Origin of the sequence: Pseudomonas sp. TAE6080 (assembly GCF_018732265.1) — a bacterium.
GTDB lineage: Bacteria > Pseudomonadota > Gammaproteobacteria > Pseudomonadales > Pseudomonadaceae > Aquipseudomonas > Aquipseudomonas brenneri.
In genome coordinates, this window is sequence record NZ_JAHIDY010000064.1 from 1 (window position 1) to 20,992 (window position 20,992).

At 58.4% G+C, this 20,992-nt stretch carries 23 protein-coding genes and 1 tRNA gene; 19 read left to right on the forward strand and 5 right to left on the reverse strand.

Going from position 1 to position 20,992, the window contains the following annotated elements; translation table 11 throughout:
• From KL786_RS27805 to KL786_RS27865, 13 genes are all read left to right on the forward strand, one after another.
• On the forward strand, positions 1–86 hold an 86-nt coding region (locus tag KL786_RS27805), incomplete at its 5' end, for an electron transfer flavoprotein subunit alpha (protein WP_215519635.1).
• An 81-nt stretch (positions 87–167) separates the two neighbouring features.
• The gene (locus tag KL786_RS27810) at positions 168–983 is read left to right on the forward strand and encodes a substrate-binding periplasmic protein (protein ID WP_215519621.1); all 816 of its coding nucleotides are present in this window, start codon (positions 168–170) and stop codon (positions 981–983) included.
• A 9-nt stretch (positions 984–992) separates the two neighbouring features.
• Positions 993–1,349 (forward strand): DUF4398 domain-containing protein, encoded by a 357-nt coding sequence (locus KL786_RS27815; protein ID WP_029299652.1) that lies wholly within the window; start codon positions 993–995, stop codon positions 1,347–1,349.
• Positions 1,346–2,149 (forward strand): OmpA family protein, encoded by an 804-nt coding sequence (locus tag KL786_RS27820; RefSeq protein WP_215519622.1) that lies wholly within the window; start codon positions 1,346–1,348, stop codon positions 2,147–2,149. The genes KL786_RS27815 and KL786_RS27820 overlap by 4 nt, the downstream gene beginning before the upstream one ends.
• A 197-nt stretch (positions 2,150–2,346) precedes the next feature.
• Positions 2,347–3,786 carry an aminotransferase-like domain-containing protein gene (locus tag KL786_RS27825; RefSeq protein WP_065943585.1) on the forward strand — a complete coding sequence of 480 codons (1,440 nt, stop codon included), beginning with the start codon at positions 2,347–2,349 and terminating at the stop codon, positions 3,784–3,786.
• A gap of 104 nt (positions 3,787–3,890) precedes the next feature.
• Positions 3,891–4,379 carry a translation initiation factor 2 gene (locus tag KL786_RS27830; RefSeq protein WP_215519623.1) on the forward strand — a complete coding sequence of 163 codons (489 nt, stop codon included), beginning with the start codon at positions 3,891–3,893 and terminating at the stop codon, positions 4,377–4,379.
• Positions 4,380–4,540: 161 nt separating this feature from the next.
• The gene (locus KL786_RS27835) at positions 4,541–4,795 is read left to right on the forward strand and encodes a YkgJ family cysteine cluster protein (protein WP_065943586.1); all 255 of its coding nucleotides are present in this window, start codon (positions 4,541–4,543) and stop codon (positions 4,793–4,795) included.
• 41 nt (positions 4,796–4,836) lie between these two features.
• The gene (locus tag KL786_RS27840) at positions 4,837–5,445 is read left to right on the forward strand and encodes an START domain-containing protein (protein ID WP_215519624.1); all 609 of its coding nucleotides are present in this window, start codon (positions 4,837–4,839) and stop codon (positions 5,443–5,445) included.
• Positions 5,446–5,547: 102 nt separating this feature from the next.
• Positions 5,548–5,784 (forward strand): hypothetical protein, encoded by a 237-nt coding sequence (locus KL786_RS27845; protein ID WP_252193876.1) that lies wholly within the window; start codon positions 5,548–5,550, stop codon positions 5,782–5,784.
• A 212-nt stretch (positions 5,785–5,996) separates the two neighbouring features.
• The gene (locus tag KL786_RS27850; protein ID WP_032863607.1) at positions 5,997–6,338 is read left to right on the forward strand and encodes a ribonuclease E inhibitor RraB; all 342 of its coding nucleotides are present in this window, start codon (positions 5,997–5,999) and stop codon (positions 6,336–6,338) included.
• A gap of 462 nt (positions 6,339–6,800) precedes the next feature.
• Positions 6,801–8,210, forward strand: a complete 1,410-nt coding sequence (locus KL786_RS27855) for a circularly permuted type 2 ATP-grasp protein (protein ID WP_215519626.1) — start codon at positions 6,801–6,803, stop codon at positions 8,208–8,210.
• 4 nt (positions 8,211–8,214) lie between these two features.
• Positions 8,215–9,165: an alpha-E domain-containing protein gene (locus tag KL786_RS27860; RefSeq protein ID WP_032863611.1), complete on the forward strand. Its 951-nt coding sequence runs from the start codon at positions 8,215–8,217 to the stop codon at positions 9,163–9,165.
• Complete coding sequence (locus KL786_RS27865; RefSeq protein WP_032863613.1) at positions 9,162–9,965, forward strand: transglutaminase family protein; 804 nt, start codon at positions 9,162–9,164, stop codon at positions 9,963–9,965. Before KL786_RS27860 ends, KL786_RS27865 begins: the two co-directional genes overlap by 4 nt.
• A gap of 58 nt (positions 9,966–10,023) precedes the next feature.
• Here the strand turns inward: KL786_RS27865 and KL786_RS27870 are convergent, their stop codons facing one another.
• Positions 10,024–10,836: a cytochrome c gene (locus KL786_RS27870; RefSeq protein WP_215519627.1), complete on the reverse strand. Its 813-nt coding sequence runs from the start codon at positions 10,834–10,836 to the stop codon at positions 10,024–10,026.
• A gap of 685 nt (positions 10,837–11,521) precedes the next feature.
• On the opposite strand from KL786_RS27870, the gene KL786_RS27875 reads away from it, so the two are divergent.
• From KL786_RS27875 to KL786_RS27885, 3 genes are all read left to right on the forward strand, one after another.
• Positions 11,522–12,727: an acetyl-CoA C-acetyltransferase gene (locus KL786_RS27875; protein WP_215519628.1), complete on the forward strand. Its 1,206-nt coding sequence runs from the start codon at positions 11,522–11,524 to the stop codon at positions 12,725–12,727.
• Positions 12,728–12,743: 16 nt separating this feature from the next.
• A complete protein-coding gene (locus KL786_RS27880) occupies positions 12,744–14,888 on the forward strand; it encodes a 3-hydroxyacyl-CoA dehydrogenase NAD-binding domain-containing protein (protein ID WP_215519629.1) in 2,145 nt (714 codons plus the stop codon).
• A 97-nt stretch (positions 14,889–14,985) separates the two neighbouring features.
• Positions 14,986–15,708, forward strand: a complete 723-nt coding sequence (locus KL786_RS27885) for an amidotransferase (protein WP_032863618.1) — start codon at positions 14,986–14,988, stop codon at positions 15,706–15,708.
• A 26-nt stretch (positions 15,709–15,734) separates the two neighbouring features.
• Here KL786_RS27885 and KL786_RS27890 read toward each other — a convergent pair whose 3' ends face one another.
• The 3 genes from KL786_RS27890 to KL786_RS27900 form a co-directional block, all read right to left on the reverse strand.
• Positions 15,735–16,706 (reverse strand): magnesium and cobalt transport protein CorA, encoded by a 972-nt coding sequence (locus tag KL786_RS27890; RefSeq protein ID WP_215519630.1) that lies wholly within the window; start codon positions 16,704–16,706, stop codon positions 15,735–15,737.
• Between the two features lie 114 nt (positions 16,707–16,820).
• Positions 16,821–17,543, reverse strand: a complete 723-nt coding sequence (locus tag KL786_RS27895; protein WP_215519631.1) for a lysophospholipid acyltransferase family protein — start codon at positions 17,541–17,543, stop codon at positions 16,821–16,823.
• A 217-nt stretch (positions 17,544–17,760) separates the two neighbouring features.
• Positions 17,761–18,450 (reverse strand): crotonase/enoyl-CoA hydratase family protein, encoded by a 690-nt coding sequence (locus KL786_RS27900; protein WP_057960362.1) that lies wholly within the window; start codon positions 18,448–18,450, stop codon positions 17,761–17,763.
• Positions 18,451–18,783: 333 nt separating this feature from the next.
• Between KL786_RS27900 and KL786_RS27905 the strand changes: the two genes are divergently transcribed.
• The 3 genes from KL786_RS27905 (at position 18,784) to KL786_RS27915 (ending at position 20,282) form a co-directional block, all read left to right on the forward strand.
• Positions 18,784–18,873: transfer RNA gene (locus KL786_RS27905), tRNA-Ser, on the forward strand.
• Positions 18,874–19,122: 249 nt separating this feature from the next.
• Positions 19,123–19,503, forward strand: coding sequence for a Rap1a/Tai family immunity protein (locus KL786_RS27910; RefSeq protein ID WP_215519632.1), 381 nt, complete (start codon positions 19,123–19,125; stop codon positions 19,501–19,503).
• Between the two features lie 17 nt (positions 19,504–19,520).
• Positions 19,521–20,282 carry a hypothetical protein gene (locus KL786_RS27915; RefSeq protein WP_215519633.1) on the forward strand — a complete coding sequence of 254 codons (762 nt, stop codon included), beginning with the start codon at positions 19,521–19,523 and terminating at the stop codon, positions 20,280–20,282.
• Between the two features lie 276 nt (positions 20,283–20,558).
• Here KL786_RS27915 and KL786_RS27920 read toward each other — a convergent pair whose 3' ends face one another.
• On the reverse strand, positions 20,559–20,873 hold the full coding sequence (locus KL786_RS27920) for a hypothetical protein (RefSeq protein WP_215519634.1): 315 nt from the start codon (positions 20,871–20,873) through the stop codon (positions 20,559–20,561).
• Between the last annotated feature and the right edge of the window lie 119 nt (positions 20,874–20,992).

A 20,992-nucleotide genomic window follows, 5' to 3' on the forward strand; every position in this document is an offset into this window, starting at 1 on the left:
AAGAAGCGCCGATCTTCCAGGTGGCTGATTACGGCCTGGTGGCGGACTTGTTCGAAGCCGTACCGGAGTTTGAGAAGCTGGTCTAAACCAGCCGCTTCACTTATAAAGAGCCCGGTCTTATGACCGGGCTTTTTTTTGCACGTCACTCTTGATCGGGAAACCACGCCATGGAACTGCGTCGCTGGACTGTACTGCTGGGCCTGTCACTGCTGCCGACCTTGTCTATCGCGGCCGGCAAATGCGAGCGCCTGGTGGTGACCGGCAGCCCGGATGCACCGCCCTATCTGTGGCGTGATCCGCAGGACCCGACCCGCCTGATCGGCGCCAATGCCGAGGTGTTGCAACAAGTGGCCAAGGAACTGGGGCTGAAAATCGACCTGCTGTACGGTGGCAAGCGTTCCCTGGCCCTGGAGGAAGTGCGCAGCGGGCGCATGGACCTGTTGGCCGACGCACCGTTGAATATCAACGAACTGGAGACTCTGGACTACATCCACCCGGCACTGATGCAGGCCGATTACCGGGTGTGGACCCGTGTCGACTCACCTCTGGTCTATACCAGCGCAGCCGACCTGCATGGCCACAAGGGCGCAGTCTCGGAGCGGGCGCGTCTTTCCCCTGAATTTGAAGCCTTTGCCAGCGAACACCTGACCCTGGAACGTGTGCCAACCGTGACCCCGGCCTTGCAGAAGTTGCTGTTGGGCGAAGTGGACTACGTGCTGGCCGGACGTTACTCCGGCATGGCCATGGCCCAGACCCTGGGCATGAGCAAAGACCTGTTGGCCCGTGAACTGCCGATCGATCAACCGGGCCTGTTCCTGGCGATTTCCCACAACTCGGCTTGCAATGATCCGTGGTTGCGCGGACAGCTCGCCAAAAAGATGACAGAATTGGCCGCGTCCGGTCTGACGGAAGCCGCGTTGCAGCGCAATATCGAACGCTGGAAGACGCAGTTGCAGCAACCTGTCGGTACCCCAACAAAGTAGGGATTTTTAGTGACTATTCGACCTCTTTTCGCCGCCCTCGCCGTTGTAACGCTGGCGGGCTGTGCCGCAGATCCTGCGCCGAATGAACAAATGCGCCTGACCCAGCAAGCCTTGGAACAAGCCGCCGCCGTGGGGGCCGTTGCTGACGACGTGCCTGAGTTGAAACTCGCCGAGACAAAACTGGCCCAGGCCAAGGCCGACATGGCTGATGAGTCCTACAAGGATGCCCGCATGCAGGCTGAACAGGCCGAACTGGATGCCCGCCTGGCCGAGGCGCGGGTGCTGACGCAAAAGAGTCAGGAACAGTTGAATGTCCTCAACACCCGTATCACCCGCCTGCGCAAACAGCTGGGAGATGCCCAATGAACCGCCTGACATATGGGCTGCTATTGAGCAGTTTGGTGCTTGCAGGCTGTGCCGGCCATCCCAATAGCGACACTGCGTTGCAGCAGGCGGGCAGCGACTTCCAGAAGGTCAAGGAAGATTCCAATGTGCTGCGCATCGCGCCCAAGGACGTGATCCGCGCCGGCGAGTCGCTGGCCCGCGCCGACCGTCTCTCCAGCTACTGGGGCAGCGGTGGCGACGTAGTGCATTACGCCTACCTGAGCCAGCGCTACAGTGCCATTGCCCGGGAACATACGGAGTTGGTACTCAACGAGGAACGTGCGGCCAAACTCGAACTGGAGCGTCAGCGCCTGCAACTGGCGCTGCGCGAGGCCAAGCTGTTGAGCGTGCAGCAACAGGGCAAGTGGCTGGAAGAGCAGATTGCCAGCCTGACCACCACCCAGACCGATCGCGGCCTGGTGATGACCCTGGGCGACGTGCTGTTCGACACCGGCCAGGCAGAGCTGAAAAATTCCGCCAACCGTACAGTGCTCAAGATCGTGCAGTTCCTGCAACTGAACCCCAAGCGGGTGGTGCGGATCGAAGGCTACACCGACAGTACCGGCGGCGAGCAGGAAAACCTCAAACTGTCCCGCGACCGTGCACAGGCCGTGGCGGACGTACTGATCGACCTGGGCATTGATGACAAACGCATTCAAGTCGAAGGCTACGGCGACCAGTACCCGGTGGAAGTGAATGCGTCCGAGCGTGGTCGTGCGCAGAACCGGCGGGTGGAAATCGTCTTCTCCGATGACAAGGGCCAGCTCGGCGCCGCGCGCTGAACCGCAGGGCGCACCCGCTATGGAACCCGATCTTTGATCGGGTTTTTCATGCCTGCGATTCAGTGCTCAACCCACACAGTTTTTTCTATCACTGCCGCGCGTCCTCGACTATTGTGGCAACTGTCCCCGTACACTTCTAAACTGTGCTGGTATGTTTCACACAAAAATAAAATACCCGTGAAATCGAGTGCTGCGTCATGACCAATCTCTTGCTTTACCAACGTATCGCCCAGCAATTGGCTGAGGATATCCGGCGCGGTGTCTATCAACCGGGTGAGCGCGTGCCTTCGGTGCGCAAGATGAGCTCCCAGCTCAATGTCAGTCATGCCACAGTGTTGCAGGCCTACGCCAACCTTGAAGACCAGGGTTTGATCCGCGCGCGGCCGCAGTCCGGGTATTACGTGCACCAGACGCCAGCCCTGACCGCACCGACGCCGGATATCGCCCGGGTCGAGCGCCCGGGCCTGGTCACCCGCAGCAGCATCATTCAACAGGTATTGGTCGAGTCCCGTCGCGAAGGGGTGTTCCCGCTGGGGGCCGCCGTGCCCAGCGTCGACTATCTGCCAGTGCGGGCGTTGCACCAGCAACTGGCCAAGGTCACGCGCTTCCAGAGCCCGCGGGCGTTCAGCTATATGTTCAGCCCAGGCTTCGAGCCGCTGCGGCGCCAGGTCGCGATTCGCATGCGTGATGCCGGGGTGGTGGTCGACCCGTCTGAAGTGGTGATCACCCACGGCTGTGTCGATGCATTGCAGATGTCCTTGCGGGTGCTGACCCGTCCCGGCGACCTGATCGCCGCCGAATCACCCACCTATTACGGGCTGCTGCAACTGGCCGACCTGCTTGGCCTCAAAGTCATCGAGATCCCCAGCGACCCGGCCACCGGCATGAGTCTTGAGGCCCTGCAGTTGGCGGCCAACCAATGGTCGATCAAGGCCCTGGTCCTGACTACGCGCCTGAGCAATCCCCTGGGTGGCACCATGCCCGAAGAGCGGCAGAAACAATTGCTGCGCCTGGCCTCGGATTTCGATATCCAGATCGTTGAAGACGACATCTACGGCGAGTTGATGTTCGAACTGGGCCGCACCAAGGCCCTGAAGGCCTATGACCGCCTGGATCGGGTGATCTACTGCTCCAGTTTTTCCAAGACCCTGTCCCCGGGGGTGCGTATCGGCTGGATGATTGCCGGCAAATACCAGCAGGAGATCCAGCGCCTGCAGATGTTCAGCACCCATTCGGCGTGCAGCGTCACGCAGATGGGCGTGGCGGCGTACCTGGAGAACGGCGGTTACGACCGGCACCTGCGCTACATTCGCCAGGAGTATCGCAAGAATCTCAGCGCCTTTCAGTTGGCGGTGCAGCAGTACTTCCCCGAGGGGACGCAGATGAGCCGGCCGACTGGTGGCTTTATCCTGTGGGTCAGCCTGCCGGGCCGGGTCAATACCCAGGAGTTGCACGTGCGCGCCTTGCAGCAGGGCATCAGCATTGCGCCGGGGCTGATCTTCAGCAATACGGAACAGTTCAACCACTGTATTCGGCTCAACTGCGGCACGCCGTGGAATCGCGAGGCCGAGCGGGCCTTGATGACCCTTGGCATGCTGGCCAATCAGTTGTGCCTGGAGGCTGCGGGCGGTTTTTGAAGCGCCAAAATGGGGCATGAACGGTAGCTGGCTAATCACCGCGCTTGTCATGCCGCGCTCAACAGGCGAGCATATGGCCTTCTGCCGTTAATGCTGTTGGCGATATGACCTCTATTTTTCCTGCCGCGCTGTTGATCTGTCTGGCGAGCCTGTGCAATGCCACTTCTGTGCTGGCAGCGCCTGCCAGTGCGCCAGTCGTGCTGGCCGCCGCCGAACAAAAGCCGGCACAGGCTAAAAAAACGGTCCCGGCGAAAAAAGCTGCACCGGCCAAAAAAGCCACGAAGGTGAAGAAGCGCGCACCCATCGCCAGCAAATCCAAATCGGCCAGTGAAGTGGCGCAGACCAAGCTGGCGCCGGCGCGACTGGACCTTAGCCTGCCCCAGGAAATGGTCCGGCACCTGCAACCCCTCGGCACCATGCCGCAGCCCAAGAACGTACCGTTATTGCCGCCGATGTTTGAAGAAAAGCCGGTTGATAACAGTGCATTCCAGATCAACGGGCGTCTGCTGAGCAACGAAATGCAGTTGCAGATGCGCAATGAAGAGCGGCGCGATGTTGAAGGCGCAGCCCTGGATTTTGAATTCAAGAATTAATCGTCGCTGCCAAAGTGACCTGAACCACTGACCTTCTGTCGCAGACTGGTCGGTCACTTTTGTTTTCTGCGAAAAACCCCTGTTAGACCATTTTAAAACGGCTGTTTTAGGGCGTACTCTAGCCCGGCCATTAACACTTTGTCGTCGAGGACCTGCTGGTCATGAAATGCCGTGAAGGCTGTGGCGCCTGCTGTATCGCGCCTTCCATCAGTTCGCCGTTGCCCGGTATGCCCAATGGCAAGCCCGCGGGCGAACGCTGCCTGCACCTGTCGGTCGAACAACTGTGCCAATTGTTTGGCCAACCGGAACGGCCTGCGGTGTGTGGCGCCTTCGAGGCGGATATCGAAGTCTGTGGCAGCAGCCAGGAAGAAGCGATCAGGTTGATCGGCTGGTGGGAACAGATGACGGCGGCTTAGTGGGCTTTAATGTCTGAACTTCAACAATAAGGAATACAACAATGGGTTCGCTGAAACGAATGGCTGTGTTGTGCGGTTTTACGGTGTTGTTTGCAACTGCTGCACAGGCAGAAGAATGGCAGGTCGCCAAGGACGAGGAAGGTATCAAGGTCGCCTTGAGTGAAGTGGCAGGCTCCAAATACAAGGCTTATCGCGGCGTTACCGTGATCAAGGCGCCATTGGCCAAGGTCCAGGCGCTGCAGGACGATGTCGTCGGTGCTTGCAAATGGATTCACGAATGCAAGTCGCAGAAACTGCTGAAGAAGGAAGGCGACAAGAGCTGGACCTACACCCAGTTCAAGGCCCCGTTCCCAGTGACCGATCGTGACTCGATCCTGGAAATCACCACCACCCAGGCCGCCGACGGTAGCGTGACCCGCAAGCTGCTGGAAGTGCCTACCTATCTGCCGGAAGAGAAAGGCTATGTGCGTGTGGCCCAGGTCGAAGGCTTCTGGAAACTGGTGCCCAAAGGCGCCGACCAGACCGAAGTGACCTACCAGGTCCACACCGAGCCAGGTGGCAGCGTGCCGTCCTGGTTGGCCAACAAGTTTGTGGTTGAAGCGCCCTTCAACACCTTGAAAGCCTTGAAAGATCTCGCCGAGAAACCTTAAGCGCAGCCGAGCAGTGCCTCCAGTCTTGAGTGGAACGATCACCGATCCCTCAAGGTCCAGATAGAGGTAAGCCCATCCATGGGCTTTATCGAGGAGGCACTGATGCAAAAGTGGCAAGTTACCTTCGTTGATGATCACGGCGAGCAGTCCGTAGAGCTGTTCACTTGTGCGCAAAAGCCTAGCCTTGAAGACGCTGCGCAGATGATTCGCGCCAAATTACTGCCCATCCCCGCCGAACTGGACCTCAATGACCTGGACGGGCGTATCGCCGAGCCCACGCTCAAAAGCCTGAAGGATCAGAACAGCATTCAAATTCTCGATATTTCTCCCGCCGTCTGAATATTCCCTGTCTGCCTTTAAAGCGCCGCTGGTGGAGGTGATAGCTTCGCGCTACTCTGCAAGGGAGATCAGCGAATGAATCGCTAAGGTCTGGTCTTGTCAGCTACATGCTTGTTTTCCTGCGGCGATGTCATTGCCGTATAGCTGCGCCTTTCAGGCGTGGGCCTTGGGAAGCACGGAAAGTCTATCCATCGGTTTGAGGAGGACGTTTCATGAGCACAGCCTATCAAGAAGACATCAGCACCCACGTGTTACGCCGCATGAAAGAGGGCGGCTTCGACTTCTCACGTTTTCACCCCATCGAGTTCTACGCCATTTTCCCGGATGAGGAACGTGCGCGTCGGGCTGCGGGTCGGTTTCGTGGGGAATCCATCAATGCCCAGATCAGCGCAAGGGATGACGGCGCCTGGTTTCTGGAACTGAGCAAGGTGATGTTCGCCACCTATGATGGCATCGGTGATTTTGAGCAGGACTTTGAGGCGGTAGTCGAGCCCTTGGGCGGGATTATCGAGGGATGGGGCGTCAAGCACGAGGTTCGTGGGTTACCCATGTAGACACATGATCAATAAAGCAGCGTATCGGCTGACCCTTGGGTCGGCCGATTTTGTTTGTGGCGCGGAAAAGTACTTGGAACTTATTGCGAAAAATCCTCCACAAAAAAAAGGCCACCCGAGCAGGGTGGCCAAAAGGGAAGACCGGAAAGAAGGGGAACCGGTCGGTACTTGCACCAACAAGTTACCGGCGGTGATGGGGCGATGCTGTAGGACGAATCCTGTTCAGCGGATGAGTGCGATTATCCGCAGGCTTTGCCAGGCAGTGAAATCAACTCTGACTATGCTGGTGATAGGCAATGCCTGCGTCTCTTTGAGGCTTGTGTACCGAGGCAGGGGCGTTTGCTGCACCAGGACGGTGCGATTCGGCCTTTGACTATATCTAACTGGTTGATACTTAAGTGTTTATGCCGCTGGCACGGGCCTTGCGACTGTCCGTTGCGTCCGGGTGACAAGGAGTTCGGCATGATCCGCACTTATTACGATGAAATGTACGATGAGGCCGGCCAGGTCCGGCCTCACTATCGCGAGTTTGCCCGCTGGCTGGATCAAACCCCTGCCGAGCTGCTGGCTCAGCGTCGGCGTGAAGCCGATTTGCTGTTTCACCGCGCCGGCATCACCTTCACCCTGTACGGCGACGAGCAGGGCACCGAGCGCCTGATTCCCTTCGACACCATTCCGCGCAGTATTCCCGCCAGTGAATGGCGCGTTGTGGAGCGTGGTTGTATTCAGCGGGTCAAGGCGTTGAACCTGTTCCTTGCCGACCTGTATCACGACCAGCGCATTATCAAGGCCGGGATTATTCCAGCCGAGCAAGTGCTGGCCAACGAGCAATACCAGCTTGCGATGCAGGGCCTGGACCTGCACCGGGGTATCTATTCCCACGTCTCGGGTGTGGACCTCGTACGCGATGGCGACGGCACGTACTACGTGCTGGAAGACAACCTGCGCACTCCCAGCGGTGTGAGCTACATGCTCGAAGACCGCAAGATGATGATGCGCCTGTTCCCCGAACTGTTCGCCGCCCAGCGCATCGCACCGATCGATCATTACCCCAACCTGTTGCTCGACACCCTGAAAAGCTCCAGCCCGCTGGACAACCCCAGCGTGGTGGTGCTGACGCCCGGGCGCTTCAACAGCGCGTTTTTCGAGCATGCGTTCCTCGCCCGGGAAATGGGCGTGGAGCTGGTGGAGGGTGCCGATCTGTTCGTGCGTGACGACCGCGTATTCATGCGCACCACCGATGGGCCGAAGGCGGTGGACGTGATCTATCGTCGCCTCGACGATGCCTACCTCGATCCGTTGGCCTTCAACCCGGAGTCGATGCTCGGCGTGCCGGGCTTGTTGGCCGCCTATCGGTCGGGCAACGTGGTGTTGGCCAATGCCATCGGCACCGGGGTGGCGGATGACAAGTCGGTGTATCCCTTCGTCACTGACATGATCCGTTTTTACCTGGATGAAGAGCCAATCCTGAAGAACGTTCCGACGTTCCAGTGCCGCAAGCCTGACGAGCTGTCCCATGTGCTGGCGAATCTGCCGGAGCTGGTGGTCAAGGAGACCCAGGGTTCCGGTGGCTACGGCATGCTGGTCGGCCCGGCAGCCACGGCCGCCGAGATCGAAGCCTTTCGTGCGCGGATCAAGGCCAAGCCCCATGCCTACATTGCCCAACCGACCTTATGCCTGTCGACGTGCCCGACCTTTGTCGAAAACGGCATCGCGCCCCGGCATATCGACCTGCGGCCGTTTGTCCTGTCCGGCAAGGAAACCCGTGTAGTGCCGGGCGGGTTGACCCGTGTGGCGCTGCGCGAAGGCTCGTTGGTGGTCAACTCATCACAGGGCGGCGGCACTAAAGACACCTGGGTGGTCGAGGAGTGAAACCATGTTGAGTAGAACTGCCTCGGATTTGTATTGGATGTCGCGCTACCTGGAACGCGCGGAAAACCTCGCGCGCATGCTCGATGTCAGCTATTCCCTGTCACTGATGCCCCAGGATGGGCGCGGCGATGGCCTGCACGAACTGGCCATGCCCCTGCTGATCACCGGCACCCTGGATGACTACCATGAGCGCCATGGCGAGTTGCATGCCGAGCGCCTGTTGCACTTCTTCGCCCTGGACGCGGCCAACCCGGCAAGCATCTACAGCTGCCTGGGCGCCGCCCGCGCCAGTGCCCATGCCGTGCGTGGGCGAATTACTGCAGACATGTGGGAAAACATCAACGCCACTTGGCTGGATATTCGCGTCATCGCCCAAGAGGGTTTGAGCCGTTATGGCATGAGCCGCTTCTGCGAGTGGGTCAAGGAACGCTCCCACCTGTTTCGCGGTGCCACCTACGGCACCATCATGCGCAATGACGCCTTTCGTTTTATTCGCCTGGGCACCTTCATCGAAAGGGCCGACAACACCCTGCGCCTGTTGGATGCCCGCTACGAGATGGCCGGTGACCAGGCCGAAGTCGTGATTGATGGCACCGCCCACGCCTATTACCAGTGGAGTGCGCTGCTGCGGGCGTTGTCGTCTTTCGAGGCCTATACCGAGATCTATCGTGATGCGCCCGGTGCGCGCCAGGTGGCCGAACTGTTGCTGCTGCGCGCCGATGTGCCGCGCTCCTTACGGGCATGCAGCGAAGAAATCGACCAGATCCTCGCCAGCCTGCCCGGCATCAACGGCCGCCCGGCGCAGCGCCTGGCCGCCGAGATGGATGCGCGCCTGCGCTTTACCGCCATTGACGAAATCCTTGAGGAAGGCCTGCACGCCTGGCTGACCGACTTCATCCCGCTGGTCCGCCAGTTGGGTAACGCCATTCACCATTCCTACCTGGAGGCGGCATGAGACTTTCCATCAGCCACGAAACCACCTACCGCTATGAAGACCAGGTGCGCGCCAGCATCCAGTACCTGCGCCTGACTCCCCACGACAGCGAACGCCAGCATGTGCTCAGTTGGCAATTGGATTTGCCGCGTCCGGTACGGGCCCAACTAGACCCGTTCGGCAATATCCTGCATGTGCTGACCATGGATGAACCCCATGAATCGATCATCATCGGTGCCCGTGGCCAGGTGGACATTGACGAGTGGCGCGAGGCCGAGCATGACAGCCAGTCGCCATTTCCCTTCCAGCGTTGCACGCGCCTGACCGAACCGGACGAGGCTCTGCGCGCCTTTGCACAGCAGCACTGCGGCAAGCGTCGGGATCGCAATGCCCTGATCGACCTGATGCACGCCCTCAACCAGCATATCGAGTACGTGCCGGGTGCCACGCAGGTGGAGACCTGTGCGGCCGAGGCGTTCGCCGGGCGTGCCGGTGTTTGCCAGGATCACGCCCACGCCTTCCTGGCCTGCGCGCGCAGCCTGGGGATCGCGACGCGGTATGTGTCGGGGTATTTGTACAGCGAGGACAGCGAACACCTGGCCAGCCACGCCTGGGCCGAAGCCTGGCTGGATGACGCCTGGTACAGCTTCGATGTGACTAACCAACTGGCCCGCCCGGAGCGGCATTTGAAACTGGCGGTGGGCCTGGATTACCTGGACGCGTGCCCGGTGCGCGGCATGCGCCGTGGCGGCGGGCATGAACAGATGCATGCCCGGGTGTTCGTGGCGCCGACCCCGGTGATTCTGGTGCAGCAGCAATAACCCATCACACCTGCCGGCGATAAGGCCCGAAAGATCGCCATCGCCGACAAGCCGCTTCCTACAAGGCCGCGTCGGTTTTACGAGCGGCCATATGCTTCAAATACCCCACCAGCAGGTCCAGGTCGGCATCAGGCAGCACGCTGGTGGTAAACGCCGGCATCTTCGCCTGTGGCCAGTGCCTCAGGCTTTGGGGATCACGGATATAACGCTTGAGGAAGTCGCCGCCCAAATACTCGGTCGGGCTGTAGGGCACATTCAGGTCAGGTCCTACCTGCGCGTCACCCGCGCCGTTGAGGCGATGACAGGCCAGGCAGTTCTTCTGGAACAGGGCGAACCCCAGGTTGACCGGATCATCCACCGCCAGCGCAGGGTCCGGCAGCAGCGCCGGGAAGCGTTCGGCAACGGTTTTCAGCTGTCTGATCGTAGAGACCTGGAATGGCCACTGTTCCGGGCTGATCCCGCTTGCCTGGGGCTGGGTCCACACCAGATAGAACGGGCCGGCACTGGGTTTGCCAGCGGCCAGAGGGGGCCATGGATGAGCCGGATCTTCCACTGCCAGCCACGCCTGTGCGCCGTTTTGCGCAAGCAGCGGCGCGACGGCCAGTTCGGCGGCGAAACCATCGAGTGCCACCGCCTGCACATGGTTCTGCGCTACCAGGCCCGGTAGGAGTGCGGCCATTGGGACTGCGCGATACGTCATATTGCGCTTGTAGGAAACATCATCGACGATCTGTACTGTCTGCGCCGCCGGATGCTGCAACAGGTCGGCGGTTTGCCAGGTCGTGCGGTTGTGATCCAACTCGATGGTCAACTGGGCCGCGCTGACGGGGTAAGCCAGGATCAGCATCAGCAGGACGATAATCTGTTTCAAGGAGAAGCCCATTTCGCAGTGACGATGCGGGCCCACGATACCGGAAAACGGCCACTAGACTGTAGGCAAAAAGACAGCCCCGGCCACGGGGACGCGGTACGCGGTTTCCCGGGCGGAGCTGTCAAAGACTGCAATGTTTCGCTGTGATCGGCCCGTTCAACCAATGATCTTGGTCAGGTTGGGCAGAATCAGAATCAGTGTGGTGGCGAAGAGAATAAGCCCCGCCTGGCGAACTTTCGATTGTTTGAACATGGCTGACTGCCTTTTGTTGTTATTCCTGAGCGTCAAATGCGCCGATACAAGCACCATCATTTCCTACGTTAAGCCGGCTAGATGGCATTTTTCTTACAGCTGCTCCAGCAAGACCCGGCAGCAGCTTCATACACTTCTTACTGATTCAACCTTAGAGCCCCTGTCGGGCGTGGCTTAGATCGCTTTCATATCAAGTTAGATTGAAATCTGTTTAAAAAGGTATGAGGCATGTGGCCATCTCCGCGCCAGCCCCTTGGCTAGACAGCTAAAACGATTAATCAGGGGTTTCCGGTAGCCTCTTACCGTTCGTCTGAGCGTGGTCGTCAAGGTCAATGAGCGCATCGGTCATTGAATCTGCCCTCGTGGCGCTTAAGGTAAGGGCACGGTCGGCTCTCCCCTTGAGAGCTCCATTGCACAGTGGTTCGAGGACGTCATGACCCAAGCTTTGATCTTTGATGCGATACGTACGCCCCGGGGCAAAGGCAAGGCTGACGGCGCGTTGCACAGCGTCAAGCCGGTGAACCTGTTGGCCGGCTTGCTCACCGCCCTGCAGCAGCGCAGCGACCTGGATACGCGCCTGGTCGATGACATCGTGCTCGGGTGCGTCACCCCGGTCGGGGACCAGGGCGCGGATATCGCCAAGACCGCCGCGCTGGTGGCCGACTGGGACGTCAGCGTCGCCGGTGTACAGGTCAACCGCTTCTGTGCGTCGGGCCTGGAGGCGGTCAACCTCGGTGCGATGAAAGTGCGCTCCGGCTTCGAGGATCTGGTGGTGGTCGGCGGTGTCGAGTCCATGTCCCGCGTGCCCATGGGCAGCGACGGAGGTGCCTGGGTGCTGGACCCGCAAACCAATATGCACAGCCACTTCACGCCTCAGGGGATTGGCGCCGACCTGATCGCCACCCTGGAAGGTTTCAGTCGCAACGATGTCGATGCTTTTGCCTTGCACTCCCAGCAGAAAGCGGCACGGGCCAGATCAGATGGTTCCTTCAAGAAATCGCTGATCCCGGTGCAGGACCAGAACGGTATCGTGCTGCTCGATCACGACGAATTCATCCGTGGCGACTCGACGCTTGAAGGCCTGGGCAAACTAAAACCCAGCTTCGAAATGATGGGCCAGATGGGCTTCGATGCCACCGCTTTGCGGGTCTATAGCCATGTCGAACGCATTCATCATGTCCATACACCGGGTAACAGCTCAGGGATCGTCGATGGCGCGGCCTTGATGCTGATCGGCTCCGAAGCTCGGGGCCGCGAACTGGGCCTGCAACCGCGCGCGCGCATTGTTGCCACGGCTGTGACCAGCACCGACCCGACGATCATGCTCACCGGCCCCGCGCCTGCCACCCGCAAGGCCCTGGCCAAGGCTGGCCTGCGGGTCGAGGACATCGACCTGTTCGAGGTCAACGAAGCCTTTGCCTCGGTGGTACTCAAGTTCATCAAGGACATGGGCATCGATGCCGCCCGGGTCAACGTCAATGGTGGTTCGATTGCCATGGGCCACCCGCTGGGGGCCACGGGGTGCGCGATCCTCGGCACCTTGCTCGACGAACTGGAAGTGCGCCAGCAGCGCTACGGCCTGGCCACGCTCTGTGTGGGCGGCGGCATGGGTATCGCCACCATTATCGAACGCCTCTGAGCCTAAGGAATTTGTCATGACCGACGCCATTCGTTACGAAAAAGGCCAGGACCAGATCGTGGTGCTGACCCTCGACATGCCCGGCCAGAGTGCCAACACCATGAACGCGGCCTACCGCGAGGCCATGGCCACCACCGTCGCGCGCCTGGACGCGGAAAAGGATGAGATTGCCGGGGTCATTATCACTTCGGCGAAAAAAACCTTCTTTGCCGGCGGCGACCTCAATGAACTGATCAAAGTCGACAAGCCCCACGCCAAGGCGTTCTACGACATGGTCCTGGGCCTGAAGGCGCAACTGCGCAGCCTGGAAACCCTCGGCAAGCCGGTGGTGGCCGCGATCAACGGCGCGGCGCTCGGCGGTGGCTGGGAGCTGTGCCTGGCGTGCCAGCACCGTGTGGCGCTGGATCATCCCTCGGTGCAGATCGGCTTGCCGGAAGTCACCCTCGGCCTCTTGCCGGGCGGCGGCGGGGTGGTGCGGATGGTGCGCATGCTGGGCCTGGAGAAGGCCTTGCCGTATTTGCTGGAAGGCAAGAAGGTCAGCGCGCAAAAGGCCTTGCAGGCCGGTTTGATCGACGAATTGGCGGCGGATCGCGATGAGCTGCTGGCCAAGTCCCGGGCCTGGATCCTGGCCAACCCTGCGGCTAAACAGCCTTGGGATATCAAGGGTCACCAGATTCCTGGCGGCACACCGTCCAACCCGAAAGTCGCGCAAATGCTCGCCATTGCGCCATCGATCCTGCGCAGCAAAACCAATGGTTGCTTCCCCGCGCCGGAGAAAATCCTCTGTGCTGCCGTGGAAGGCGCCCAAGTGGACTTTGACACCGCACACCTGATCGAGACCCGCTACTTCACCGAACTCACCACCGGCCAGGTGGCGAAGAACATGATCGGCACCTTCTGGTTCCAGCTCAACGAAATTAACGCCGGTGGCTCACGTCCTACAGGGTTTGCGCCGTATGTCACGCGCAAGGTCGGCATCCTTGGGGCTGGCATGATGGGGGCGGGGATTGCCTACGCCAGCGCATCGGCGGGGGTGGACGTGGTGCTCAAGGACGTCACGCTGGCGGCGGCAGAGAAGGGCAAGGCCCACTCGGCAGCGCTGCTGGACAAGAAGGTCAGCCGTGGGCAACTGACGGTCGAGCAGCGCGACAGTACCCTGGCGCGGATCCTTCCTACAGACAGCGACGCCGACCTGGCCGGTTGCGACCTGATCATCGAAGCCGTCTTCGAAGACCGCGACCTCAAGGCCAAGGTCTCGGCTGCGGCCCAGCGTGTAGTAGGGGCTGAGGCGGTGATTGCTTCCAATACGTCCACCTTGCCTATCAGCGGCCTGGCGAACGCGGTGCCCGATCAAGGTAAATTCATCGGCTTGCACTTCTTTAGCCCGGTGGAAAAAATGCCCCTGGTGGAAATCATCAAGGGCGCCAACACCAGCGACGAAACCCTGGCTCGCGGTTTTGATTTCGTACTGCAAATCAAGAAAACCCCGATTGTGGTGAATGACAGTCGTGGCTTCTTCACCTCGCGGGTGTTCGGCACCTTCACCAACGAAGGCATTACCCTGCTCGGCGAAGGTGTGGCCGCGCCGATGATCGAGACCGAGGCGCGCAAGGCCGGGATGCCGATTGGCCCGCTGGCGATCTCGGACGAAGTTTCCCTCAACCTGATGAGCCATATCCGTCAGCAGACCGCCAAGGACCTACAAGCCGAAGGTAAAACACTGCCGGAACACCCGGCGTTTGCGGTGATCGACCTGCTGCTCAATGAATACAAGCGTCCCGGCAAAGCGGCGGGCGGTGGTTTCTACGAGTACCCCAGCGGTGGGCAGAAGCATTTGTGGCCTGAGCTCAAGGCGCGCTTTGAAAGGCCCGGGCAGCGGATCTCGGCGCAGGATGTGCGCGACCGCCTGCTGTTTATCCAGGCCATCGAGACTGTGCGCTGTGTGGAGGAAGGCGTATTGATGTCCACCGCCGATGCCAACGTGGGTTCGATCTTCGGCATCGGTTTTGCGGCCTGGACCGGCGGGGCGCTGCAATTTATCAACCAGTACGGGCTCAACGACTTCGTGGCGCGGGCGCGTTACCTGGCCGAGCAGTACGGCGAGCGGTTCAACCCGCCAGCCTTGCTGCTGGAAAAAGCCGCCCAGGGCGCTACGTTCTAGCCACCCGACCGGACACGGCTGGGGCTTGCCTTGAAAGGGTATTTCAGGGCAGGCTGGCGGGTGTGCGTTATTCCCATCACCGTGTCAGGTATTTTTTATGTCGCTACGCGTCTGCATTCTGGAAACCGATATCCTGCGTCCGGAACTGGTCGATCAATATCAAGGTTACGGGCAGATGTTCCAGCGCCTGTTTTCACAGCAGCCGATTGCCGCCGAGTTCATCGTCTACAACGTGATGCAAGGTGACTACCCGGCGGACAGCGAAGTCTTCGACGCCTACCTGGTAACGGGCAGCAAAGCGGACTCCTTTGCCACCGACCCGTGGATCGAAACCCTCAGGGCCTACCTGCTGAACCGCTACGAGCGGGGCGACAAGTTGCTCGGCATCTGTTTCGGCCATCAACTGCTGGCGCTGCTGCTGGGCGGCAAGAGCGAGCGGGCGAGCCAGGGCTGGGGCGTGGGCATCCACAACTACCAACTGGCCGCCAAGGCGCCGTGGATGAGCCCGGTGGTAGAAGAGCTGACCCTGTTGATCAGCCATCAGGATCAGGTCACAGCCTTGCCGCAAAACGCCACGGTGATTGCCTCCAGCGACTTCTGCCCGTTTGCCGCTTATCACATCAATGACCAGGTGCTGTGCTTCCAGGGCCATCCCGAGTTTATCCACGATTACTCGCGGGCATTGTTGGACATTCGCCAACAGAACCTGGGCGAGCAGATCTATCAAAGTGGTGTCGCCAGCCTGGCGCACGACCACCACGGCGTGACCGTGGCGGAATGGATGATGCGGTTCGTGGCGCACAAGCCGCAGGTGGCCTGATCAGCGAGTGAGCGGGGTGGGCCGGCTTATAGCCACCCCGAGCGCTTGAAGCTGACCCACAACCCCGTGCACCCCGTCGCGATAAACCCCAATACCGCAAAATAGCCGTAGTGCCATTGCAGCTCCGGCATGTTCTGGAAGTTCATCCCGTAGATTCCGGCCACCGCTGTGGGGAACGCGAGGATCGCCGCCCAGGCGGCAAACTTGCGTTGCACTACGCTCTGGCGCGAGGCCTCCAGCAGCACACCGATCTCGATGGTCTGGCTGGCGATGTCGCGCAGGGTGGAGAGGTCTTCCATCTGCCGCGTGACATGGATCTGCACATCGCGAAAGTACGGGCGCATGTTCTTGTCGATGAACGGGAAGTTCAGCTTCTGCAATTCCTCGCTGATCTCCACCATCGGCGCCACATGCCGGCGCAGCCTTAGCACGTCGCGGCGCAGGCCATGCAGGTTCTGGATATCCCGCTCATTGAGGGCGTCGCACAACACGTTGCGCTCCAGCGCATCGATCTCGGCATGAATCGCCTCGCTCACCGGCTGATAGTTTTCGGTGACAAAATCCAGCAGCGCATAGAGTACGAAATCTTCCCCGTGTTCCAGCAGCAGTGGCCGCGCCTCACAACGTTGGCGCACATAGCCGTAGGACGCGGAGTGGCCGTTGCGGGCGGTGATGATATAGCCGTTGCCGGCGAAGATATGGGTCTCGATAAACTCCAGCTTGCCCTCATGGCGCACCGGCGAATAGGTCACGATAAACAGCGCGTCGCCAAAGGTTTCCAGCTTGGGCCGGCTGTGTTTTTCCAGGGCATCTTCGATGGCCAGCTCATGCAGGTTGAACTGGCGTTGCAGGTTGGCCAGCTCCTGGGCGTCGGGCTCTTCCAGGCCGATCCACACAAAGTAACCGGGCTTGGCCGCCCAGGCGGCGCCTTCATCGAGGGTGATATCCCTGACTTTTTTCCCGGCGCTGTAGACGGCTGCTGCAACAACTCTACCCATAATGCTGATCGCTTCTTCACAAGTGGCAGTAACCGGCCAGCTTAGCCTGAAACGCCACATTGTAGGAGCTGGCTTGTCGGCGATGGCGTCCTCAAGATCGCCATCGCCGGTCATTCAGGTTTTTTGCAGTGCTTGATCCATCGCTTCAATACACTCGATCATCTGCCCGCGGCATTTCTCGATCAGCCCGGGCATGTCATCCATCGTCAAACCAGCCGTAGGAATCGGCGCCAAGGATCGGATCAGAATATCCCCACTGTCCCAGCGATTGAGCTTCATCTGCTTCACATAAGTACTGACGCACACCGGCACAATCGGCACCCCAGCGGCAATCGCCATCTGGAACGCGCCCTTCTTGAACGGCAGCAAGGCTTCACCCAGGTTGCGGGTGCCTTCCACAAACACCCAGATCGAGGTGTCTTCGTGTTGCAGGGTATGGGTGGTGGTCAGCATCGACCGCCGTGCCTTCTGTGCATTGCCCCGGTCAATCAGCACATTGCCCGCCAGCCAGAACAGTTGCCCGAACAGCGGCACCCACTTCAGGCTCTTCTTGCCGATACACACGGTGCGATAAGGCACCACGTTGCCGAACACGAACAAATCATAGTTGGACTGGTGGTTGGCAATGATCACACAACTGCTCGACTTGTTGCGCAGCGAGTCCACTTGCGCCTTGACCCGCAGCCGCAGGATCCACATGGCCGGCAGTGCATAGAGGCGTGCGCACAGGCGGCTGTTGTCCGGGTTGAAGGGCCGGCACACGCCCAGTAACACCCCGAGCACACCGGCGATCAGAAAATGCAGGCCCATCAATAACATGCGTAATAAATAAAGCATCGACACGGACCATCGGGACAAAAGGTGGCGCAGTGTACGGACGTGCACTGTATTCGGCAATTACCCCTGTAGAGGTAGGAGATGGCCGATGTTTAAGTACATGTTTCAACAGATGGCGACAGATGCTATCTAGAGCGGCTGCAAGGCCATTCAAAATGCCGTGTAAGAAAAAGCCCGACGCGAGGTCGGGCTTTTTTATTGAGCGGGGCGTGGGTGGTTAACCCAAGTGCTCCTGATCCTGGATGATCGCGTTGTCCAGCAGCTCCAGCAGTGCTTTGCGCACCTTCAGCTTGGTGTGCTTGTGGGCGTTCATATTGATCTTCTTCAACTGCCGTGCCGCTTCCAGGGCCGCCGCCTGCAACTCTTCAGGTGCCACCACCTTGTCGAGGAAACCGGCACTCAAGGCATCTTGTGGGGTGAACATCTCGGCATTGATCACCGAACGATGAAACGCCGACTTGCGCAGGCGATCACGCGCCAACTCGATCCCGGCATGGTGCATGGTCATGCCGATCATCACTTCATTCAGGCCAATGCTGAACGGACCCTCGACACCAATCCGGTAATCGGCCGACAACAGCAGGAACGCCCCCTTGGCCACCGCATGCCCTGGGCACGCCACAATCACCGGGAACGGGTGCGACAACAGACGGCGCGCCAGGGTCGAGCCCGACGTCACCAGGCTGACCGCCTCTTTAGGGCCGGCCGTCATCACTTTCAAATCATAACCACCGGACAGAATCCCCGGCGTACCGGTGATAATCACCACCGCCCGATCCTTCTCGGCCTGGTCCAGCGCTTCATTAAACGCACTGACCACGGCAGGGGAAATGGCATTGACCTTACCGTTGCTCAAGGTCAGGGTCGCGATACCGTCTTCGAGGTGGTAGGCAATCAACTCACTCATGACGCGATTCCTTGTAATACGTTTAATAGAAGGGCAGGCCGCAGACGTTACCCAGCATGGCCGTCCCGGTAAAGCGCCGTGACTGACTGGGCGGTCAGACTTTTTCCCTACACCCGGCCTGAAGCAGGCTACAACAGGGCATGGCGGCTGCCATCGACCTGTGCCATCGCGCCTTGAGAATGGCAGAATCGCCGCCCTCCACGCCGTGCCAGAGCGACGCACGTCGAGATAATTGGCTAAGCGCATGAAAATTCTGAAAAAAACCTTTGCCATCAGAAAAGCTTTCGACTACATTAGCGCGCCTCGACAGACTGAATCAGTTTGACGAGATACGGTGAAGTGTCCGAGTGGCTTAAGGAGCACGCCTGGAAAGTGTGTATACAGGAAACTGTATCGAGAGTTCGAATCTCTCCTTCACCGCCACATTTAGAAAAGCCCTGTAATTCAATGAGTTACGGGGCTTTTTCGTTTTGGGTTGTACTACTCAATTGTACTACTCATCGTCCCCCGCATTTCGTCACGTCCGCTCAATCCCTCCGCTGTTCCGTTTCCCTTCGTTTCGCCCGCACATATCCTCGATACTGCCGTTAGTCTGATTCTGAGTTCTTGCCTATCTGGCACTAAGCCTAGGAGCTCGATACCATCGTGCCATTACACGACGAGAGAATCATCATGAAAGCATGGATAGCGTTAGCGATTGCACTTGTTGGGATGTTGGGGAGTGGTGGTGCTCAGGCTACAGGCCGCAAGTACGATGGGAACGAGTTACTGGGGCAATGTCAGCAGTACTTAAAGTTAGCAGACTCAGAGCCAAACTTTGATCGAATTGACGTTGGAATGTGTGCTGGCTTTGTGGAGGGAGTTAATAGTATGGTTTACTTCTATAATGACGTTCTGAAGAAAGATGATAAATATTGTATGCCCTATAGTGTGACGAATGGTCAGATGGTGCGCATCGTAGTGAAGTATTTAAAAGATAATCCGAAGTTATTGAATAAGAGTAATACAGTGTTGGTGTGGTCTGCATTTAAGGATGCTTACCCTTGCAAGTAATGATTGGAGCTTAATGAATGGATATCTCATTAGTAGTTGATGTGGCGTTGTTGGTTTTAATTTTTATCGGGGGGTTGCTCATTAAAATCTATCTCCCCGGCTACATCGGAGAGAAAGCCAAAAATCTAGCCACTAAAGAAGATATAGCCGATATCACAAGTAAAATTGAGCAAGTGAAAGTCGAGTATGCGAAACAGCTTGAACTTTACAAATCTGATGTCTGGCAGACACAACAGCGATACTTGCAAATACAGGAAGTGGAAAAACTGAAGGTGGATACCTTCAAGAAAGCTGTAGTGGATGTCGCCAAAATCACTGACCTGATTAGCATCTATCAAATTCATGTATCCAATAGCGAAATGGCCGCTGCAGTTTCAGACATGGCTGTGAAGCAAGGGAATGAGCAAGTACAAAAAGCGAGTTGGGATATGCATCTTGAGTACAGAAGCAAAGCAGCAGCGCTGTATTCGACTTTTAGAGAACTGATTGTTGAACTAGGCGGAACGTTTGCCCTGTTCTCAATCTACTTTGAGCCAGCTCTGAGCGAATCTTTAAGTAAGATTATCGTAATGACTCATGATGCTGTCGAACTTAAGATGCCTCCTGCGGAATTCCGCAAACGCTTAGAGGATGAATGCAGCACGGGACTCGACTTGAATATGGCCAAAGATAATGTTGGACGGTATTACGATACGCTCTACAGCGTAAAGTTAATTACAGCAGAAAGTAACAGATTTTTTCAGCTCATGAAAAACCACATCAAGCTGGAATCAAATTAGAAGACCGCCCCTAGCAAGAGCTAAAACATTAACAAAAAGTATACGGATCCTCAGCCCTCGCGGCGCGACGGGTGAGTAACTTCGACGTTGCTGTGACTCTCAGTCAGAAAAATAAGATCGAGCGTTCCTAAACGAAAACCCCAGCCGGCCAAATTTTATGGGCACTTTTCAGGAAGAGGGGGTGGGGCATTCTGGAAAGCGGTCGGTGTGTCCCTTGTTGCCTTCTTCTACGTCGGCTAGGAGGAAATATACGGTGGCATCCCTTCCGGCTTTTTGTTATTGGCGGATTAGCCGTAGTCCGCTTTTTGCCCAGTCGGATTGGAATGTATTTTCTGGATGGATTTTTGCGGATTCTCCATCCCACTCCACGCACCGATAGTCCATAGCGTTCAGCATCTTTCCTTGTGGTGTTGGCGGCTGCTTCATCGTGGTGAAGCCCGCTACTGTTTGGCGCTGGATTGCCTCAAAAGTACAGGACTCCACCGAGTCATAAACCTTCTGGTCAATCATGGGCGTCATGCAGCCAGTGCTATCGGTCTGGCCGGGAACAAAGGTGTTGGTACACATCCAAAGGTACAAAATAACTTTCAACTCTCATGCTCCATGCGGTGGTTGGCGCGTCTACTTGTACGATGGCACTGCGCTATTAATGCGTCTAGGGATGGTCTGAAGTAGCCATGTATTTCCCCGGCATACCACCTAGCGCAACT

Bases quoted from the DNA above. Each gene is read 5' to 3' on its own strand.
- KL786_RS27840 (WP_215519624.1), top strand. From the start codon at position 4,837: ATGGGTTCGCTGAAACGAATGGCTGTGTTGTGCGGTTTTACGGTGTTG.
- KL786_RS27890 (WP_215519630.1), bottom strand. From the start codon at position 16,706: ATGGGTAGAGTTGTTGCAGCAGCCGTCTACAGCGCCGGGAAAAAAGTC.
- KL786_RS27860 (WP_032863611.1), top strand. From the start codon at position 8,215: ATGTTGAGTAGAACTGCCTCGGATTTGTATTGGATGTCGCGCTACCTG.
- KL786_RS27875 (WP_215519628.1), top strand. From the start codon at position 11,522: ATGACCCAAGCTTTGATCTTTGATGCGATACGTACGCCCCGGGGCAAA.
- KL786_RS27885 (WP_032863618.1), top strand. From the start codon at position 14,986: ATGTCGCTACGCGTCTGCATTCTGGAAACCGATATCCTGCGTCCGGAA.
- KL786_RS27830 (WP_215519623.1), top strand. From the start codon at position 3,891: ATGACCTCTATTTTTCCTGCCGCGCTGTTGATCTGTCTGGCGAGCCTG.
- KL786_RS27865 (WP_032863613.1), top strand. From the start codon at position 9,162: ATGAGACTTTCCATCAGCCACGAAACCACCTACCGCTATGAAGACCAG.
- KL786_RS27900 (WP_057960362.1), bottom strand. From the start codon at position 18,450: ATGAGTGAGTTGATTGCCTACCACCTCGAAGACGGTATCGCGACCCTG.
- KL786_RS27835 (WP_065943586.1), top strand. From the start codon at position 4,541: ATGAAATGCCGTGAAGGCTGTGGCGCCTGCTGTATCGCGCCTTCCATC.
- KL786_RS27895 (WP_215519631.1), bottom strand. From the start codon at position 17,543: ATGCTTTATTTATTACGCATGTTATTGATGGGCCTGCATTTTCTGATC.
- KL786_RS27855 (WP_215519626.1), top strand. From the start codon at position 6,801: ATGATCCGCACTTATTACGATGAAATGTACGATGAGGCCGGCCAGGTC.
- KL786_RS27910 (WP_215519632.1), top strand. From the start codon at position 19,123: ATGAAAGCATGGATAGCGTTAGCGATTGCACTTGTTGGGATGTTGGGG.
- KL786_RS27850 (WP_032863607.1), top strand. From the start codon at position 5,997: ATGAGCACAGCCTATCAAGAAGACATCAGCACCCACGTGTTACGCCGC.
- KL786_RS27825 (WP_065943585.1), top strand. From the start codon at position 2,347: ATGACCAATCTCTTGCTTTACCAACGTATCGCCCAGCAATTGGCTGAG.
- KL786_RS27810 (WP_215519621.1), top strand. From the start codon at position 168: ATGGAACTGCGTCGCTGGACTGTACTGCTGGGCCTGTCACTGCTGCCG.
- KL786_RS27820 (WP_215519622.1), top strand. From the start codon at position 1,346: ATGAACCGCCTGACATATGGGCTGCTATTGAGCAGTTTGGTGCTTGCA.
- KL786_RS27915 (WP_215519633.1), top strand. From the start codon at position 19,521: ATGGATATCTCATTAGTAGTTGATGTGGCGTTGTTGGTTTTAATTTTT.
- KL786_RS27880 (WP_215519629.1), top strand. From the start codon at position 12,744: ATGACCGACGCCATTCGTTACGAAAAAGGCCAGGACCAGATCGTGGTG.
- KL786_RS27845 (WP_252193876.1), top strand. From the start codon at position 5,548: ATGCAAAAGTGGCAAGTTACCTTCGTTGATGATCACGGCGAGCAGTCC.